The following is an 18088-nucleotide window of genomic DNA, read 5'->3' as shown; positions in this document are numbered from 1 at the left end:
TCGCTTCGCTCAAACAGTAGGAATTCGTTGTTCATCAATCACAAAAAAGCGGTCGAAATTAGTTTTTCGACCGCTTTTTTGTGATTTTAAAATTCAGGATGACTCATGTTTTGTGACAATGAGGAGACTCGAACTCCTACAGGATAACTCCCACTACCACCTCAAAGTAGCGTGTCTACCAATTCCACCACATTGCCTAATGATGGTGCAAAATTAAAGAAAATTTGCTTAATTGCAAAGGTTTTCAAAAGGCAGACAGTCAAGTTTATAGTTGTCTTTTTTAAACCTTTGAAAATCAAGTATAACAAACAAAGTAAAAAATAAAAAAATATTACAATGGCATTAGAATTTGAAGGTAATTTGATAAAAGTACTCTCTGAAGTAACCGGTCAAGGAAAAAATGGAGCTTGGGTTAAACAAGATTTTGTGCTTGAAACTGAAGATCAATATCCTAAAAAAGCTTGTTTCACTGCTTGGGGAGACAAATCTGCGGATTTAAAAACTTTTTCATTAGGCGATAAGCTTAGAGTAACTTTTAGTGTTGAATCTCGTGAGTACAATGAAAGATGGTACACCGATTTAAGAGCCTACAGAATTGATTTGGCTGGAGATGCTCCCATTGCATCTGCACCAGTGGCTTCTTCAAGACCATCTTCTGCTCCAGCGAGTAAGCCAGTAACTCCTGCGGCAGACCTTCCTTCGTTCAGTGAAGACGACCAAGATTTACCATTTTAAGTATGATTTTTAGGTGTTATTATATAAATTATTAACTATAATAACACCTAAAAAAATTAGCAAACCTTCAATGCGTTTGATCTGAGCCATTCTGGACGTGTTGTAGTGACTTTGGCTTTTAATTCGTTGAGAATAGAATATAAACCAAAATAAGTACGGTTGATATACAAACCATGTTGCGAACCTCTGGCTACTTTCGAGCTTTTTAGTTCATCTAAGTTTTGTAATTTCTCAGCATATAAATATACACTTTCAAAATATTCATCATCTGCAAAATCAAATTCTTCCACGGCAAATGGTTTCCCAAGTAAAAAAATCATTTCTTTAAAAAGCTCTGTAAAAAACTTTGCTTCTTTTTCTGAATCAGATTTTGTGATGAAATCTAACGTTTTGAAAATTCTTGTCGTTTTTTCATTATCATCCAAAGTATCAAAATTGATTAAGGCAAAGTAATTATCATAAAATTCATCATTAATTACTTTTATACAGCCAAAATCAATGACTCCCATCGTACCATCTTCTCTCATTAAGAAATTTCCAGGATGCGGGTCAGCATGAACTTTGCGAAGAGTATGTATTTGAAAATCATAAAAATCCCAAAGTGCCTGCCCAATTTTATTTCTAATTTCTTGTGAAGGATTTGTTTTAAGAAATTCATTTAAGTGAAAACCTTCTAGCCAATCCATTGTCATAATTTTCTCACAAGATAATTCAGCGTAGTATTTTGGAAAAAATAGACCATCAATATGATTGCAAGCCTCTGAGATTTCTACAGAACGTTTTAGTTCCAATAAGTAATCGGTTTCTTCAATGAGCTTTTCCGCAACTTCTCCCATGTATCTATCAACGTCATTCTCATTTAAGCCAAACATTGCGATTGCGATTGGGCGAATCATTTTTAAGTCACTACCGATACTTTCCGAAACACCTGGATATTGTACTTTAACTGCTAACGGTTTACCATCTTTAGTAGCTTTGTGTACTTGTCCGATAGAAGCTGCATTACTTGCATTTATATCAAAAGTATCATAAAGTTCTTGAGGGGATTTACCGAAATGTTTTTTAAAAGTTTTCATTACTAAAGGTCCAGAAAGTGGCGGAGCAGAGTATTGAGACATAGCAAATTTTTCTCTGTAAGCTCTCGGCAACATTCCTTTGTCCATACTTAACATTTGCGTAACTTTGAGTGCAGAACCTTTCATCTCGCTCAAAGAAGAATAAATGTCAGTAGCATTATCTTGATGTAATTCGTCTCGGCTAATAGTGGGGTCAATCATTTTTTTAACATTATGTTTTAAATAATTACCACCAATTTTTACACCTGTCTTAACGAATTTTGTAGCTCTTGCAACCTTTGAAGTTGGTATTGAATTTTGTTCTTTCATTATCATAGAGAAAATCTATATGCTTATTTTAAATACAAAATATTGTTTTTGTTAAAATATTAACTTGTTGTTTATCAAGTACATTATGACATTTTATGTAAATAAAATATTGAGAATATATTTTTTCTGTTATCTGTTTTGAAACATGAATTTTGCAAAGTCAAGCACTGAATCTAGTGCTGACGAAGCCATCAAATCAAACGAAGTATTCACTGATTTTTCAATCATTGCATCTGTTTGTTCAAAGCCTTTTGTTTTATCTTTAACCCAAAAATCAAGTATCATTAAAAACTGTAACCAGAAGGCATCTGGGTATCTTTCATCAATAAACTTTCTTGGCTGTACTTCATTACTTTCTTTTCCCTCCAGAATCAAATCATGACAAAAATCTTTGAAAGCAACTTTTAAGTCTGTCATGAAAACTGGCGTTTTTAATTTACGCTTATCGATAAGTCGCCAAGTTTGTGCAGTATAACTTCTATGTTGTTTAAGGACTTCAATCCATGTGTAGTAAAATGCTAAAAGCTTTTCACGAACACTATACGTAGCATATACTTCTTCGGACTCAATTTTGCTTTTGGTTTCATTGAAAAAACCTAACCAAATAGCACTTTCTAAAAGTTCAAATGAGTTATAGTGTTCGTAGAATTCACTTTCTTTCATTTTCAATTTTTTAGTGAAAGCAAATATAGAAGGTGGTTGAGTTCCATTTTCAAGAAAGTACTCAATGTAGGCCTGTTTGATTTTTTCTATTTTATCCATGTTTTTTTCTGTTATTAATCAAGAAGCATATTAATATCTACTTATTGATGTTGTAACATACAGGTGAAGAGCTTTGTTTCTCATTAATTAGAATTATTAGCAATATTAACGTTGTACCAAAACTTTTTTTGATATGTTTTCGGTATTAGTTTTTATATTTAAAATGTAATATCCTGTTGCTAATGATTCTGAACTCAAATAAAAGAAGCCACTTTTCTGCTTAATAAGATTTTTTTCCTGTATTAAAATGCCTCTGCCATCATAAAGCTGAATGATTAAATCTTGTTCATCTTTAAAAGTTACTCTCATTTTGATACTTCCGTCAGTTGAAGAATTGATTGGGTTGGGTTCAACAGATACCTGTAGTTGTTCGGTATTTGAAAGTGGTTCAGCGTTATTTAATAATACTTGTCGCTTCACACTTAAACTTAATGCAGCTCTTGTTCTATTTTTTTGATCTAGTGTAAAAACATTCATGCAGCGGTCAGGAGAATAATCCATGTAGTTTTCAATCATATTGGTGATTCTTTCACTACCACAATTGGATGTCAATCTATCACAAGTTGTGTTTAAGTTCAAGCTTTCAATTTGAGGAGTATCATCACAGTAATCAGTTCCACAATTTTCATCACCATTAGGATGTAAAAGCCCAAGCCAATGACCTACTTCATGTGTTGTGGTTCTGCCTAAATTATAAGTTTGGCTCAACGTACCACAGCAATTTCCAAAGTTTCTATAGTCAATAATTACGCCATCAAATAATTCTTGCTCAGCTATGTTTGAACTATTTGCACCTAGCCCTTCAATTTTACTATCATAAGGGAAACTCGCATAGCCAATTACGCCATTATTACCACGAGTAACCCAAATATTAAGGTATTTTTCATTGTCCCATTGGATAATTTCAGCAATTTGATTTTTGTCATCTACAAAATTAAATCCTGTTTGTTTGACATAAGTGCGAGTAATACCAGTTGTTGCATTACCGTCTGGGTCAACATCAGCTAATTTGAAATTTATTTCCATATCAGCGCCCAAAGGATTTAAATTGTATCCATTTGTACCCAATTGACGCCTGTAATCTTCATTCAATATTTGAATTTGAGATTTAATTTGAGCATCGGCGATATTTATATTATTCGCTCCACCGATTATATTATTGACATTGTTATGAAGAATATGTACAACAACTGGAATAGTATAAATTTTATCTTCTACTCTTGCTGAACTATTTTTTCTTTGTGCCTGAATTGCTTGAATTTGTGCTTCAAAGTTTGCTTTTCTTTGATTCCAGCTACTATATTTTGCTTGAAGTTGTTTATCGTTCATTACCACTCCGCATTTGTCTTGAGCAGATAGGATAAAAGGGAAAATTATTAAAAAAGAGAATAGTATTTTTTTCATAGTATTTTTTGGACTGTCGTAAAAACGGCTTTGATTTGTATTATTGACAGAATACAAATCAAAGCCGTTGCGTATGTTCATAAATTTATAAGCCTTATTTTTCAGCCTCAGATTTTTCGTAAGCCATGATGATGTCTCGTACCAAACGGTGACGAACAACATCTTTACCATCTAATTCTACAAAAGCAATACCTTTGATATTATCAAGAATTCTACTTGCTTCTGCCAAACCAGATTTTACTTTTGTTGGTAAGTCAATTTGAGTTTTATCACCAGTAATAATTACTTTAGATTGAATTCCCATTCTTGTCAAAAACATTTTCATTTGCATTGGCGTTGTGTTTTGTGCTTCGTCCAATAAAATAAAAGCATTATTGAGGGTTCTACCACGCATATACGCCAATGGTGCTATTTCAATAACTCTGTTTTCGATAAAGTATTTTAGTTTTTCTGGCTGAATCATATCATCCAACGCATCATAAATCGGTCGAAGATATGGGTCAATTTTCTCTTTTAAATCACCGGGTAAAAAACCTAAATTTTCACCTGCTTCAACGGCTGGGCGAGTGATGATGATTTTTTTGACTTCTTTATTTTTTAAAGCTTTTACCGCAATGGCTACAGCTGTATATGTTTTTCCAGTTCCAGCTGGCCCAACTGCGAAAACAATATCATTTTTTGCAGCAGCCTCAACCATTTTTTGCTGGTTAGGCGTTTTTACTTTGATTACAACTCCTTTTGTTCCATATAATAAAACATCGTCTTCTTCTTTTAGATGTACTGTAGGTTCGGTTGAAGGATTTTTCTCAAGAGTAAGATAAGATTGAACTTGCTCTTTGGTAATCTTGCCGTATTTTTGATAGTGTTGTATAAGCGAATCTAAAATTTCATTTATTCTCACAATTTCGGGCAATGAGCCTCTGATTGTAATTTCATTGCCACGTGAGATGATTTTACTCTGAGGAAATGCCGCCGCCACTTGCTTAATATTGCTGTTTTCAACACCAAGAAAACCAACTAACTCAAGGTCTTCTAAGGTAATTATTTTTTCTGTCAAATCTAAAATAGTTAAAGTTTGATTAATATTCTACCTAAACTTAATAAAAAAAAGCTTCAATTGTTTTATAATTTTGTATTAAATATCAAACGACACTTTTAAACTTTGATTATCAATAAATTAGGAAATGTCAGTTTTTTTATTTTTCGGTTTTCTAAGATTTTCTTTGTAAAATTGTGTTACGGATAGAAAATCTTCTTTTTTATTGCTAGAAAGAATTGTAATATCCAAAAAAAAGGATTGAATATTGAGAATGGAACTATCAAATCAAAATAACGGAAATTTTAAGAAAAACGGAAATTTCGCTGGGGGAAGAATATCTGCTCAAAACAGATGGTTGGATACTGGCCTTGGTAAAATTCCACCTCAGGCGACTGATTTAGAGGAAGCAGTTTTAGGTGCTTTGATGTTAGAGCGTGACGCTTTGACGGACGTAATTGATATTTTAAAAGTTGAGTCATTTTATAAAGAAGCACATCAAAGAATTTATGGTGCTATAACGCAATTATTTGCTAATTCTGAGCCAATAGACTTGTTAACTGTAAAAAACCAATTAGTAACGACGGGTGAATTAGAAATAGCTGGAGGAGTACAATACTTAGCAGAATTGACACAAAGAGTAAATTCTGCTGCCAATATTGAATTTCATGCCAGAATTGTTGTTGAACATTCTTTAAAAAGACAATTGATTACTGTTTCTTCAGAGATTCAAAAAATGGCTTATGAAGATACGACAGACGTTTTTATGCTCTTGGATAAAATTGAGCAAGAATTGTTTAGAATTTCTGAGGCCAATATCCGTAAGAATTATTCTGATATGGGGCAAATTATGCGTTCAGCTTTATTGGAATTAGAATTAAAGAAAAATCAGAAAGAAGGATTGACGGGTGTTCCAACGGGTTTTACGGCTTTGGATAGAGTTACTTCTGGTTTTCAGAAAACAGAATTGATTATTATTGCGGCTCGTCCGGGTATGGGTAAAACCGCTTTGATTTTATCTGCTTGTAGAAATGCAGCTGTTGACCATGGTCAGGCTGTTGCTTTTTTCTCTCTTGAAATGTCTTCTGTACAATTAGTTAATCGTTTGATTTCAGCCGAAGCTGAACTTGAATCAGATAAACTAAGAAAAGGAAATCTTGCTCCGCACGAGTGGGCTCAACTTCATGCAAAAATTGGTAAATTGACCAATGCACCAATTTTTATTGATGATACTCCAGCACTTTCAATCTTGGAATTAAGAGCCAAAGCTCGCCGTTTGAAGGCTCAACATGATGTTCAGATGATTGTGATTGACTACCTTCAACTGATGTCTGGTGATTCTGGTGGAAAAGGGACAGGTAATCGTGAACAAGAGATTGCCAATATTTCTCGTTCGTTGAAACAATTGGCAAAAGAATTAAATGTACCCGTAATTGCACTTTCACAGTTGAGTCGTGCTGTTGAAACAAGAGGTGGTGATAAAAAACCACAGCTATCAGATTTACGTGAATCTGGGTCGATTGAGCAAGATGCTGATATGGTTATGTTTATATATCGTCCTGATTATTATGGAATTACGCAAGATGAAGCTGGGAATTCAGTTGCAGGAATAGGAGAGTTGATTATTGCCAAAAACCGTGCGGGTTCATTAGATACTGTTCAATTGAGATTTATCGGTAAATACACCAAGTATTGTGATTTAGATGCTGGCGACTATATGGGTTATGCAAGTGATAGCTTACAATCTTTCCAACAAATTGATAATCCTGCTGCAGCTTTCGAAACAGGCGGCAAAATGTTAGGAAGTAAAATAAATAACTTACCATCTCAAAATCCTTCTTCTTCGTTCGGAAGTAATTTGCCAAATCAAGATGTACCATTTTAAATGTGTAATTAATGCGTAGAGCGTAATGATTCATAAAAGTAAAAAAGCTACTGATGTATAATCAGTAGCTTTTTTACTTTTATGAAATTTGTATTTGAAATTATCGTAAATCTAATCTTACCACATTTTCAACGTGATGTGTTTGTGGGAACATATCAACAGGTTGAACTGCTGTTACTTGATATTTTTCATCTAATAAGGCTAAATCTCTGGCTTGAGTTGCAGGATTACAACTCACATAGACAATTCTCTTTGGAGAAGCCTCTAAAAGTGTTCTAACTACTGGTTCATCCATTCCTGCACGAGGTGGGTCTGTAATAACAATGTCTGGTCTTCCGTGTTTATTTACAAATTCGCTACTCAATAATTTACGCATATCACCTGCATAAAATTCTGTATTGGTAATATTATTGATTTGAGAATTTACTCTTGCATCTTCAACAGCCATTTCAACGTATTCTAAACCAATTACTTTTTTGGCTTGTCGAGCTACGAAATTAGCAATTGTTCCAGTTCCTGTATAAAGGTCATACACAAAATCATTAGCTTGAATATCAGCATATTCACGAGTGATTTTGTATAATTCATAGGCTTGTTTTGAATTTGTTTGGAAGAAAGATTTTGGACCTACTCTAAATTTTAAATCTTCCATTTCTTCAACAATGTAAGGTAAACCTTTGAAATTTACGATTTCTAAATCAAAGAAAGTATCGTTTCCTTTTGTATTGATGACATAATTTAGGGAAGTAATTTCTGGAAATTTTTCTGCCATAAAATTCATCACCAAATCAATATCTTCAGGTTGGCAATAGGCAAATTGTACCACAACCATTAAATCACCTGAACTAGCTGTTCTGATAATTAAATTTCTTAAAGCTCCTTTTTCTTGACGAACTTGTTCGTAATAATCTAAATTGTTGGCAGCTGTAAAATCTCTTAAAGCCAAACGAATTGTATTTGATGGATCGGGCTGTAAGTAACAATGATCAATATCTAAAATTTTATCATAACGTTTAGGAATATGAAAGCCTAAAGCATTTCTTGAGAAAGATTCTCCTGAATCAATTTGCTCTTGGGTTAACCAACGATTTTGCGAGAAAGTATATTCTAATTTATTACGATAATAAAACGTTTCAGAAGAAGGGAAAATGGGTTTTATTTCGGGCAATTCTACTTTAGCAATTCTCTCTAAAGCATCAACAACTTGTTTGTGTTTAAAAGTTAATTGTGTTTGATAATCAATGTGTTGCCATTTGCAACCACCACAAGTACCAAAGTGTGAGCAAATTGTTTGAGTACGATATTGTGAGTTTGGGCGAATATTAAAGGCAGTCGCCTCCATGAAACTTGACTTTGATTTAGTAACTCTTAAATCAGCATAATCACCAGGAGCAACTGGCCCATCAATAAAAACTACTTTGTCTTCAATTCGACTTATGCACTTTGCTTCGGCAGCAAAGTTTTCAATTAATACATTTTCAAAAATGATATTTTCTTTCTTTTTCTTTTTCATACTTTGCAAAAATACGAAGGATTAAAATTATTATTGATAATCAACGAGGAGTTTTCAGAAACTTAGTTGAATTTTGTAATCAATAAGGATACTTTGATAGCTCTTTGTTTGTATCCTAATCATTTTGAAAAATCATTGACAGAGCAACAAAATTTTAATTATGAAAGGTAAAGTTGTCATTATTACGGGTGCATCATCAGGAATTGGAAAAGCTTTAGCTTTTGCCTTTGGTCGTGAAGGTGCCAAAATTGTTATTACTGGTAGAAAACAAGATGCACTTTTTGAGACAAGTAAGGAACTAAATACTGTTGGTATCGAAAATTTACCAATCGTTTCTGATGTAAGTATTGAAAAAGATAATCAAGATGTCGTTGAAAAAACAGTAGCAGCTTTCGGTAAAATAGATATTCTTATCAATAATGCTGGGGTTTCGATGAGAGCAATGTTTGATGATTGTGATACTGAAGTAATCAGAAAAGTAATGGATATTAACTTTTTTGGTACTGTTTATATTACGAAATACGCTTTGCCTTATATTAAAGCGACAAAGGGTTCGATTGTTGGAATTTCTTCAATTGCTGGTTATAGAGGTTTGCCAGTGAGAGTTGGCTATTCAGCATCTAAATTTGCGTTGAATGGCTTTTTAGAAGGACTTCGTACAGAGCTTCTTCATTCAGGAGTACATGTTTTGACAGCTTGTCCGGGTTTTACGGCTTCAAATATTAGAGTAGCTTCATTAGGTGCTGATGGTAATTCAAAAGGAGAGTCTATGCGTGATGAAGTAAACATGATGAGTTCGGAAGAAGTAGCAGAACATATTTTAAAAGCGGTGAAAGCTAGAAAAAGAGATTTAGTACTTACGCTTCAAGGAAAATTTACTGTTTTTATCAATAAATGGTTGCCTTCTCTAGCCGATACATTGGTTTTTAATGCTTTGGCAAAAGAGAAAGATTCCCCTTTGAAAAGGTAAAATTAAAAAGGCTAGTTCTACCTACAGAACTAGCCTTTTTAATTTTATTCAACTAACCAAATATCGCTTTCTTTTAAATAAAGAAATTTATCGTCCCAATAAACTCTTTTCCAAATATCATTTCCTCCGATTAGATTCAAACGATGTCCTCTATCAATCATCAACACTACAGGAGCCACCGCAGAAGGCTCTGCTCTCAATAAAACACCGTCTCTGTTGATAATACCTTGATGATACTTGTCGGGAAGATTCAGTAGAATACCAATTCCAATAATGTAAATCAATAAAAAAATCTTTTGACCGATAGGAATAAAGCTGTTTTTATATCTTTTCGTAAAAAGTACAAAGAAAATATAAATACTTAATAACAGCATGATGCCAATCAAAAAGCCAGAGTATTGCTTGTAGAATAGAATAAGAAAATTAAAATCATTTAATTCATAACCTTTCAATTCATGGAGTTGAGCAATCTCATTCAATTTTGAAAGAATTTTTTCATTTGGATCTTGCTGATAAGCTTTATTGAGGTAATAAAGTGTTTTTAAAAAATCCCCTTTTTTTTCTTTAAGAAAAGCTAATTTTAAAAACAGCGCAGTGGAAGGTTTTTCTATGTTAGGCAAAAGTTGCTCGAAAATAACTTCAGCTTGAATAAAATTATCAGATTTATACAGAGAATCTGCTTTTTTAAGCGTTGCTACATTGCTCTGAGAATAAGCTAGTTGTAATAAAGTTAAAGAAAAACAGAAAAAAAATATGATTTTTTTTAGATAGTATGCTTGCATTGTATTCTTAATAATCGTAGTTTTGCACCGCAATTAAGGGAAACAATATGACAAAAACAAAAGATGTTTGGTCGCTTTCTCAAAAAAGCAAATGATTCCGTAGCTCAGTTGGTAGAGCAATACACTTTTAATGTATGGGTCCTGGGTTCGAATCCCAGCGGGATCACTTAATAAAAAGCCATCGTTTTAGCTGAAGCGATGGCTTTTTTTACCGAAAAAAAATAATTACCGATTCCGTAGCTCAGTTGGTAGAGCAATACACTTTTAATGTATGGGTCCTGGGTTCGAATCCCAGCGGGATCACGAAGATTGCCAGTGGTAATTTTCCCCTCGTGCTAGATGGCACATTTTATATATAAAATCGGTTTGCCGATTTATGATTCCGTAGCTCAGTTGGTAGAGCAATACACTTTTAATGTATGGGTCCTGGGTTCGAATCCCAGCGGGATCACTTCTTCACAAAAGCATCTTTCTAATTGATAGCTTTTCAGTATAAAAATAATTACCGATTCCGTAGCTCAGTTGGTAGAGCAATACACTTTTAATGTATGGGTCCTGGGTTCGAGTCCCAGCGGGATCACAAAAAAGCCTTCAAAATTGAATTTTGAAGGCTTTTTTTGTTGAATGTATTCTCTGATTTCACTAATTAATTCTCGTTTGTCACTGTAAGTGTTACTTCAATATTTCCTCTTGTTGCATTTGAATATGGACAAACTTGATGTGCCTGTTTTACAAGTTCTTCTGCTTGTGCTTGCTCAACACCTGGAACATTGACGAATAATTCTACCGCTAATCCAAAACCACCATTTTCAATTTTTCCAATGCTTACTGCCGCTTTTACTGATGTTTCGCCAGTTGTTACTTTTGCCATTTTAATTACCAATTTCAAAGCACTGTCAAAACAAGCTGAATAACCTGCTGCAAATAACTGCTCTGGATTAGTGTAATTATCATTTGCACCGCCCAATGCTTTTGGCATACGTACTTCTAAATCTAAAATTCCGTCTGAACTTTTTACATTTCCATTTCTTCCGCCAGTAGCAGTAGCTACGGCTGTATATAATTTTTCCATTTGATGATTGATTAATTTTATATGTTTTGTGATGATTTTAATGATAAAATTTGATTGATTTGTTTTTGAAGTAAGAAAAACTGTTCTTCATCTGTCGCCAATTCCTTTATAAGTTTTGAAGGAATATCGGAAGCTTCTTGTTTTAAGTTTTCGCCTTTTTCTGTAATAATAATATTGACAACTCTTTCGTCTTTTTCAGACCGTTTTCTTGTTAATAAGCCATTTTCAGCCATTCGTTTCAGCAATGGAGTAAGTGTGCCGCTATCGAGCCATAATTGTTGCCCTAATTCTTTTACTGTTACTTGTTGATGTTCCCAAAGTACCATCATGACCAAATATTGGGGATATGTTAGCCCTATTTTTTCAAGATGTGGACGATATAAGGAAGTAATATGCCTTGATAAAGCATATACTGGGAAGCACAATTGATTTTCAAGTTTTAAAATATCCATTGCTTTATTTATTATTGTGTAAAATTAAATTGTTTACAATTTAATTGCAAGTAAAATGACAATTCATTCTAAATAAATTTTTCATGTAATCTGAATTTGTCCAGTTTGGGAAATTAAGTATTATCTCGTGTAATGAAATTGCTTTTGTTATCTTTGCGTCCCTTTTCAAAACCCTTCAACAATGAACACAATTTTCCCAACCCAATATTCTACTGTTTCTACAAAAGCATTAGGACTATTTTTAAATGAGCGATACGGTTTTAAAGAAATGTCATGCCGTTTGTTAATCCGAAATGTAAGTGATACTTACTTATTAGAGGGTGAATCAGAGAAATACATCTTTAAAATTTACAGAAATACTCATAGAAGTCTTTCGGAAATTAAAGCAGAAGTAGAATTATTACATCATTTAAAAAAACATGGAGCGAATGTAGCTTTCCCTATTTTTGATAAAGATGGAAACGATATTCAATCATTCAATGTGGCAGAAGGAACTAGATATGGCGTTTTGTTTACTTACGCTTTAGGAAAACCTGTATATGATTTAAGTGAGCATCAATTGCTGACTGTGGGGCGTGAAATGGCGACCAATCATAACATTAGCTCAAAGGTTGAATTAAGTTATTTACGAGAGACGCTAGACATCAATACTACTTTATTGACGCCTTTGGAAGTAATTAAGCCAGCCTTTAAAGATTTACCAGATGAATACGAGTATTTGAGAGCAACAAGTGATAAAGTAATCGAAAAACTAAATGAGTTTGATTTAACAAAGTTTAGTTATGGTTATTGTCATTATGATTATTTACCAAAGAATTTTCATTTTGACGAAAACGATAACATTACTTTTTTTGATTTCGATTTTACTGCAAAAGGCTTCTTGGTCAACGATGTCATGACTTTTTTTGTACATTTTTTCTTTCATGTACACTTTAATACCATTACGCAAGAACAAGCCGATAAAGATTTTGATACTTTTCTGAAAGGATACCGAGAGAACAGAGAATTGTCGGATGAAGAAATTGCTACAATTCCCTGTTTAGGATTTATGTTTTGGATGTATTACTTCAAATTTCAATTTGAGCATTTTGAAGACTGGTCGAACTACTTTTTTACACCTAGATTTATCAAAGAAAGAGTGACTCTCATTAAGAAATGGAATGATTTGTTTTGCAAGTTTTAAAATCATCTTGGAAAAAAGAGCTTTACTTCTTCTTTTTCCAAGATAGATTCCTACCAAATTTCTCTAATTGCTTGTTTAGCTTTTGCCAAAGTAATCATTCCTGTATGACGCCACTTTTGTTTTCCTTTTTTGAAAGCAATCAAAGTAGGTACAGCAGTGATATTATATTTTTTTCTCAGTGCTGGATTTTTATCAATGTCAATTTTTATAATTGATATTTCTTCATCTAAATCATCCACTAATTGACTTAAAATTGGTGTTATCTTCTTGCAAGGCACGCACCATTCTGCTGAAAAGTCAATTATTACTGGAGTTGATGAAGCGATTAATTCTTCGAATGTACCTGTCATTTTATTTTATTATTTGATGATTCTGAATTATTGAACAGCTTTTTAAATAGCGATAGTTCATTAAATCAATAAATTTATTGACTTGTTACAAAGTTATTGTATTCTCATATTTTATTCATTGAACTAGTTCAAGAAATTGTGTTTGGTAAATCTGCAATAAAAAATCCCAAGTTGTTAGCTTGGGATTTTTACTTTAATCATAAATGATTAACAATTTGCACTAGTTTTTCGCTCCTTGAACTGCACTAGCTTTTTGCTGTTGCATCGGGTTTGGTTGCGACTGGCGACTTTGTTTGAATACTTGGAAACGAGTAGGCTCTTCTGGTTCTCTTGGGAAAACATTGCTTTTTGTATCAATATCTGCAATTTCGAAGAATGGATCTAATGTCCACTTTGTTACTTTTTTGTCTGTAGGAATTACTTTTTTAATTTCCTTGTCATTCAAACGCCAAATTTCAGCAGGGTATCTGAATACTTCACTTGTACCATCTTCATAATTTGCTTTTACAATTACTGGCATTGGTAAACCGCCTACGTTTTTCACGTTCAATACATAAAAGTTTTTATTTCCTTGTACTAAAGATTTTTCTTCTTCATTGAGCCCAGCCATCGTTTGTTCGAATCGCTTTTTATCAGCGTCACTTGTGGCAAACTTATCATAAGTATTATAGAAGTCTCTCATATCAGGATTTTCTTCTACTACAGTCTTAGGAATATCTGTTTTGTTACGAATATTACTCATCGTTTGGCGTTTAGCTTGGTCTTCAGCTTTTGCTTTTTCGCTTTTCTTTTCTGGAGAAACGTTGTCAATACCAAACCACTCTACATTTTCTAAAGATAAATCCACTGGTTCAACGCCATAGAACCATCCTTTCCAGAACCAATCTAAGTCAACACCAGAAGCATCTTCCATGGTACGGAAGAAATCTTGTGGAGTAGGATGCTTGAATGCCCAACGACGTGCATACTCTTTGAAGGCTGCATCAAACAATTCTCTTCCCATTACTGTCTCACGTAAGATATTTAAAGCAGTTGCTGGCTTTGTATATGCGTTTGGTCCGAATGCCATGATATTATCCGAACTCGACATAATCGCTACTTGTTGGCTTTTGTCAGTTTTCATATAAGCAACAATGTCTTGTGGCTCACCTGAAGCATCAAAATTTCTGTCCCATTCCTTTTCTGCCAATTGTTCACAGAATGTATTCAAACCTTCATCCATCCATGACCACTGTCTTTCATCTGAATTGACAATCATTGGAAAGAAGTTATGACCTACTTCATGAATTACTACACCAATTAAGAAATCTTTTGTTCCTTGTGAATAAGTACCGTCTGCTTCTGGTCTTGCTCCATTGAATGAAATCATTGGATACTCCATTCCACCAACTGGACCATGAACTGATTGTGCTACTGGATAAGGATAAGCAATTGTTCTTTTAGAATATGAACGAAGTGTATGTGCTACTAACATTGTTGAGTACTGTCCCCAAAGTGGATTAGCCTCTTTTGGATAAGCTGACATCGCCCATACTTTCTTTCCTTCAATATTTACTTGCATGGCATCCCATATAAACTTTCTTGAACCTGCAAATGCAAAATCTCTCACATTTTGTGCGGCAAACACCCAAGTCTTTTTACCTGTTGGTTTTGCTTTTTCAGCAGCAGTTGCTTCGTCTTGTGTTACGATTAATACTGGACGAGTAGCATTTTTAGCTTGTTCTAATCTTTTTGCTTGTGTTGCACTGATTACTTGTGTGGCATTTTGTAATTCTCCTGTTCCTAAAATGACAAAATCATTTGGAGCAGTAATACTTACTTTATAATCTCCGAAAGGAACAGTAAATTCTCCTTGTCCAAGGAATTGTTTGTGTTGCCAGCCATTTACGTCATCATACACACACATTCTTGGAAACCACTGAGCTAATTCGTATAAATAGTTTCCATCTTTTGGAAAGTATTCGTAACCACTTCTTGCACGAGTAGCAATCGCATCTGTAATATTAAAATTCCAATCAATAGAGAAAGTGAATGAAGCACCAGATTTCAATGGAACTGGTAAATCAATTCTCATCATTGTTTCATTGATTGTATATTTTAAAGCATTACCAGCTTTGTCTTTTACGGCAGTAATGTTATAGCCATATTCTTTAGGAGTAACTCCAGTAACACTCCCTAATCTTGCAAAAGAAGTACCTCTATCTGTCAAACTTGATGTTTGTGATAATTGAGCAATACCGCCTTTCTTAAAATTGTTTTGGTCTAACTGTACCCATAAGTAACCTAATTCATCGGGCGAGAAATTTTTGTAGGTAATTACTTCCGAAGCGGTCATTGATTGATTTTGGTCGTTCAATTCTGCTTTGATTTCGTAATCGGCACGGTTTTGCCAATAACTTTTTCCAGGAGCACCTGATGCAGCTCTATAAGCATTTGGTGTGGGCAAAATGTTTCCGAGTTGCTCGAAACGACTATTGCCATTGTACTGTCCTGCTTGTTGTGCAAATGCTTGAATACTGCAAGCGATAAGCATCAAACAGGGAGATAGGAATCTTCTTGTCATGATGGATAGTTTGAATGAATGAATTAATCCAGCGAATTTAATGAAAAAAAGGCTTTCTTATTCATCTTTTAGATGATTGGTAGCATTATCCTGAATGTGTCAAGCTTAGTTGTTGATTTTTTTTACTGCATTTTTTCTTTATTCTGAATGTTGAAGGATTATTAGCTGTCGTTATTTGTTGTAAATTCGTTTTTCAACAATAAAAAAAATCAATCAATGGAAAATTATTATAATCCTGAAGACCTTAAAAAGTTTGGTAAGATAGGTGAGTTTCAAAAAGAATTAGCAGATAAGTTTTTTGATTATTATGGTGCTGTTTTCGCCGAAGGTGCTTTAACGGCTCGTGAGAAATCTCTCATTGCTTTGGCAGTTGCCCATGCTGTTCAATGTCCTTATTGTATTGATGCCTACACCACTGATACTTTAGAGAAAGGTTGTTTGGAGGCGGAGATGATGGAGGCAGTTCACGTTTCTGCTGCCATTCGTGGAGGGGCAAGTTTAGTACATGGAGTACAAATGATGAATAAAGCAAAAGAATTATCAATGTAAGAACTTATGAAGTCATTAAAAGCAAGTGGTCATCAGTTTGCTGAATCTTCTACCCAAATTAAATCACTTCATCAAGAGGTAGTTGATGTCTTGAAACTACCTACTTTTCAAGAAAAATTAGCAAATGCTTCTCTTTTTCCTTTGAAAACCAAGGACATTGATACTTTACAGATTAATGTAGGAAAGATGTGCAACCAAGTTTGTAAGCATTGTCATGTAGATGCTGGACCTGACCGCAAGGAAATCATGACTCAGGAAACCATGCTATCGTGCTTAGAAGCTTTAAAACGCTCTGATATTGCTATTGTAGATTTAACAGGTGGCGCACCAGAGATGAATCCTCATTTTCGTTGGTTTGTGGAGGAAATTGCCAAACTAGGGAAACATATTATTGTTCGTTGTAACCTTACTATCATTGTAGCAAATCCTAAATACAACGATTTACCTGAATTTTTCAAGCAGCACCGTGTGGAGGTTGTTAGTTCTTTGCCTTTTTATAATGCTGATAAAACCAACCGCCAACGTGGACAAGGCGTTTTCGCTGATTCTATCAAGGCTTTGAAGTTACTGAATGCTGTTGGCTACGGAATTGAGGAGGATTTAAAACTTAATTTGGTTTATAATCCCAATGGTGCTTTTATGCCCGCTCCGCAAGAGAGTTTACAGAAACAATATAAACGTGCTTTGCTCAATGAATTCGAAATTGTATTTAATGAGTTGTATGCCATCACGAATGTTCCTGTGAGTCGATATTTAGATTACTTGATTACTTCTAAGAATTACGACGCCTACATGGAAAAACTAATTAATGCTTTTAATCCTGTAGCTGCTGAAGGCGTAATGTGTCGTTCTATGATTTCTGTGGGTTGGGATGGCGAACTTTATGATTGCGATTTCAATCAAATGCTTGATTTAACCGTGAATACAGATGTGAAACACATCCGTGATTTTGATATTAATACATTATCACAGCGTAGTATCGTTATCGGAGAACATTGTTACGCTTGTACGGCAGGAGCTGGCTCTAGTTGTGGAGGAAATACCATTTAAGAGGCTGTAAGTTTTCTTACTCAAGTAACGATATTTTTTTTCCAAGTAGCGTTATTTCTTTTCCGAGTAGCATTATTTCTTTTTCAAGTAGAGATATTTCTTTTCCGAGTAGCGTTATTTCTTTTCCAAGTAGAGATATTTCTTTTCCGAGTAGTAATATTTCTTTTCATAGTAGTAATATTTCTTTGACAAGTAGGAATATTTCTTTACCAAGTAGTGATATTTCTTTTTCGAGTAGTAATATTTCTTTTCCTGTCACATCCTAAAAAAGCTTGACAGTTTTAGGGATTAAAACTGAATTGATTGTCAAGCTTTTTTTTATTGTATTACCAAGATTACAACATTTATTTTTTATTCCTAAATGTATTTTAATCTTTTGTGTTAATACTGGTTTTTT

At 33.9% G+C, this 18088-nt stretch carries 16 protein-coding genes and 5 tRNA genes; 10 read left to right on the top strand and 11 right to left on the bottom strand.

The features are described from left to right. Nucleotides 1–113: 113 nt before the first annotated feature. Nucleotides 114–197, bottom strand: a tRNA-Leu gene (locus HNP25_RS21225). 139 nt (nt 198–336) lie between these two features. Between HNP25_RS21225 and HNP25_RS21220 the strand changes: the two genes are divergently transcribed. After that, entirely contained in the window at nt 337–735 is a 399-nt protein-coding gene (locus HNP25_RS21220) for a DUF3127 domain-containing protein (protein ID WP_184137713.1), read from the top strand. A 56-nt stretch (nt 736–791) separates the two neighbouring features. Here HNP25_RS21220 and HNP25_RS21215 read toward each other — a convergent pair whose 3' ends face one another. The 4 genes from HNP25_RS21215 to HNP25_RS21200 form a co-directional block, all read right to left on the bottom strand. Then, nucleotides 792–2120, bottom strand: coding sequence for an ABC1 kinase family protein (locus HNP25_RS21215; RefSeq protein ID WP_184137711.1), 1329 nt, complete (start codon nt 2118–2120; stop codon nt 792–794). 129 nt (nt 2121–2249) lie between these two features. Further along, on the bottom strand, nt 2250–2882 hold the full coding sequence (locus HNP25_RS21210) for a TetR/AcrR family transcriptional regulator (RefSeq protein WP_184137709.1): 633 nt from the start codon (nt 2880–2882) through the stop codon (nt 2250–2252). A gap of 105 nt (nt 2883–2987) precedes the next feature. Next, nucleotides 2988–4286, bottom strand: coding sequence for a M43 family zinc metalloprotease (locus HNP25_RS21205; RefSeq protein ID WP_184137707.1), 1299 nt, complete (start codon nt 4284–4286; stop codon nt 2988–2990). Nucleotides 4287–4380: 94 nt separating this feature from the next. Further along, on the bottom strand, nt 4381–5343 hold the full coding sequence (locus tag HNP25_RS21200) for a PhoH family protein (RefSeq protein WP_184137705.1): 963 nt from the start codon (nt 5341–5343) through the stop codon (nt 4381–4383). Between the two features lie 253 nt (nt 5344–5596). Between HNP25_RS21200 and dnaB the strand changes: the two genes are divergently transcribed. Then, nucleotides 5597–7207 carry a replicative DNA helicase gene (gene dnaB / locus HNP25_RS21195; RefSeq protein ID WP_184137703.1) on the top strand — a complete coding sequence of 537 codons (1611 nt, stop codon included), beginning with the start codon at nt 5597–5599 and terminating at the stop codon, nt 7205–7207. A gap of 100 nt (nt 7208–7307) precedes the next feature. On the opposite strand, the gene rlmD is transcribed toward dnaB, so the two are convergent. Beyond that, nucleotides 7308–8720 carry a 23S rRNA (uracil(1939)-C(5))-methyltransferase RlmD gene (gene rlmD, locus HNP25_RS21190; RefSeq protein ID WP_184137701.1) on the bottom strand — a complete coding sequence of 471 codons (1413 nt, stop codon included), beginning with the start codon at nt 8718–8720 and terminating at the stop codon, nt 7308–7310. Between the two features lie 160 nt (nt 8721–8880). Between rlmD and HNP25_RS21185 the strand changes: the two genes are divergently transcribed. Then, nucleotides 8881–9690, top strand: coding sequence for an SDR family oxidoreductase (locus HNP25_RS21185; protein ID WP_184137699.1), 810 nt, complete (start codon nt 8881–8883; stop codon nt 9688–9690). A 44-nt stretch (nt 9691–9734) separates the two neighbouring features. Here HNP25_RS21185 and HNP25_RS21180 read toward each other — a convergent pair whose 3' ends face one another. Further along, nucleotides 9735–10472 (bottom strand): hypothetical protein, encoded by a 738-nt coding sequence (locus HNP25_RS21180; RefSeq protein ID WP_184137697.1) that lies wholly within the window; start codon nt 10470–10472, stop codon nt 9735–9737. A gap of 93 nt (nt 10473–10565) precedes the next feature. Here HNP25_RS21180 and HNP25_RS21175 point away from each other — a divergent pair. The 4 genes from HNP25_RS21175 (at nt 10566) to HNP25_RS21160 (ending at nt 11052) form a co-directional block, all read left to right on the top strand. After that, nucleotides 10566–10638 (top strand) — tRNA-Lys (locus HNP25_RS21175). Nucleotides 10639–10702: 64 nt separating this feature from the next. After that, nucleotides 10703–10775, top strand: a tRNA-Lys gene (locus HNP25_RS21170). Nucleotides 10776–10850: 75 nt separating this feature from the next. Beyond that, nucleotides 10851–10923, top strand: a tRNA-Lys gene (locus HNP25_RS21165). A gap of 56 nt (nt 10924–10979) precedes the next feature. Next, a tRNA-Lys gene (locus HNP25_RS21160) sits at nt 10980–11052 on the top strand. A gap of 66 nt (nt 11053–11118) precedes the next feature. On the opposite strand, the gene HNP25_RS21155 is transcribed toward HNP25_RS21160, so the two are convergent. Further along, the gene (locus tag HNP25_RS21155) at nt 11119–11544 is read right to left on the bottom strand and encodes an organic hydroperoxide resistance protein (RefSeq protein ID WP_184137695.1); all 426 of its coding nucleotides are present in this window, start codon (nt 11542–11544) and stop codon (nt 11119–11121) included. 17 nt (nt 11545–11561) lie between these two features. Next, nucleotides 11562–11996 (bottom strand): MarR family winged helix-turn-helix transcriptional regulator, encoded by a 435-nt coding sequence (locus tag HNP25_RS21150; RefSeq protein ID WP_184137693.1) that lies wholly within the window; start codon nt 11994–11996, stop codon nt 11562–11564. 181 nt (nt 11997–12177) lie between these two features. On the opposite strand from HNP25_RS21150, the gene HNP25_RS21145 reads away from it, so the two are divergent. Next, on the top strand, nt 12178–13179 hold the full coding sequence (locus HNP25_RS21145; RefSeq protein WP_184137691.1) for a phosphotransferase enzyme family protein: 1002 nt from the start codon (nt 12178–12180) through the stop codon (nt 13177–13179). 50 nt (nt 13180–13229) lie between these two features. On the opposite strand, the gene HNP25_RS21140 is transcribed toward HNP25_RS21145, so the two are convergent. Continuing rightward, nucleotides 13230–13529, bottom strand: a complete 300-nt coding sequence (locus HNP25_RS21140; protein ID WP_184137689.1) for a thioredoxin family protein — start codon at nt 13527–13529, stop codon at nt 13230–13232. 220 nt (nt 13530–13749) lie between these two features. Then, nucleotides 13750–16092, bottom strand: a complete 2343-nt coding sequence (locus HNP25_RS21135) for a M1 family metallopeptidase (RefSeq protein ID WP_184137687.1) — start codon at nt 16090–16092, stop codon at nt 13750–13752. Between the two features lie 216 nt (nt 16093–16308). On the opposite strand from HNP25_RS21135, the gene HNP25_RS21130 reads away from it, so the two are divergent. Then, complete coding sequence (locus HNP25_RS21130; protein WP_184137685.1) at nt 16309–16641, top strand: arsenosugar biosynthesis-associated peroxidase-like protein; 333 nt, start codon at nt 16309–16311, stop codon at nt 16639–16641. A gap of 6 nt (nt 16642–16647) precedes the next feature. After that, nucleotides 16648–17691 carry an arsenosugar biosynthesis radical SAM (seleno)protein ArsS gene (gene arsS, locus HNP25_RS21125; protein WP_184137683.1) on the top strand — a complete coding sequence of 348 codons (1044 nt, stop codon included), beginning with the start codon at nt 16648–16650 and terminating at the stop codon, nt 17689–17691. Nucleotides 17692–18088 lie beyond the last annotated feature (397 nt).

It is taken from the genome of Arcicella rosea, assembly GCF_014204325.1.
In the GTDB taxonomy this organism is placed as follows: Bacteria; Bacteroidota; Bacteroidia; order Cytophagales; family Spirosomataceae; genus Arcicella; species Arcicella rosea_A.
The sequence above is the reverse complement of the archived record's forward strand: the minus strand, read 5'-3'. Positions and strand labels throughout refer to the sequence as shown.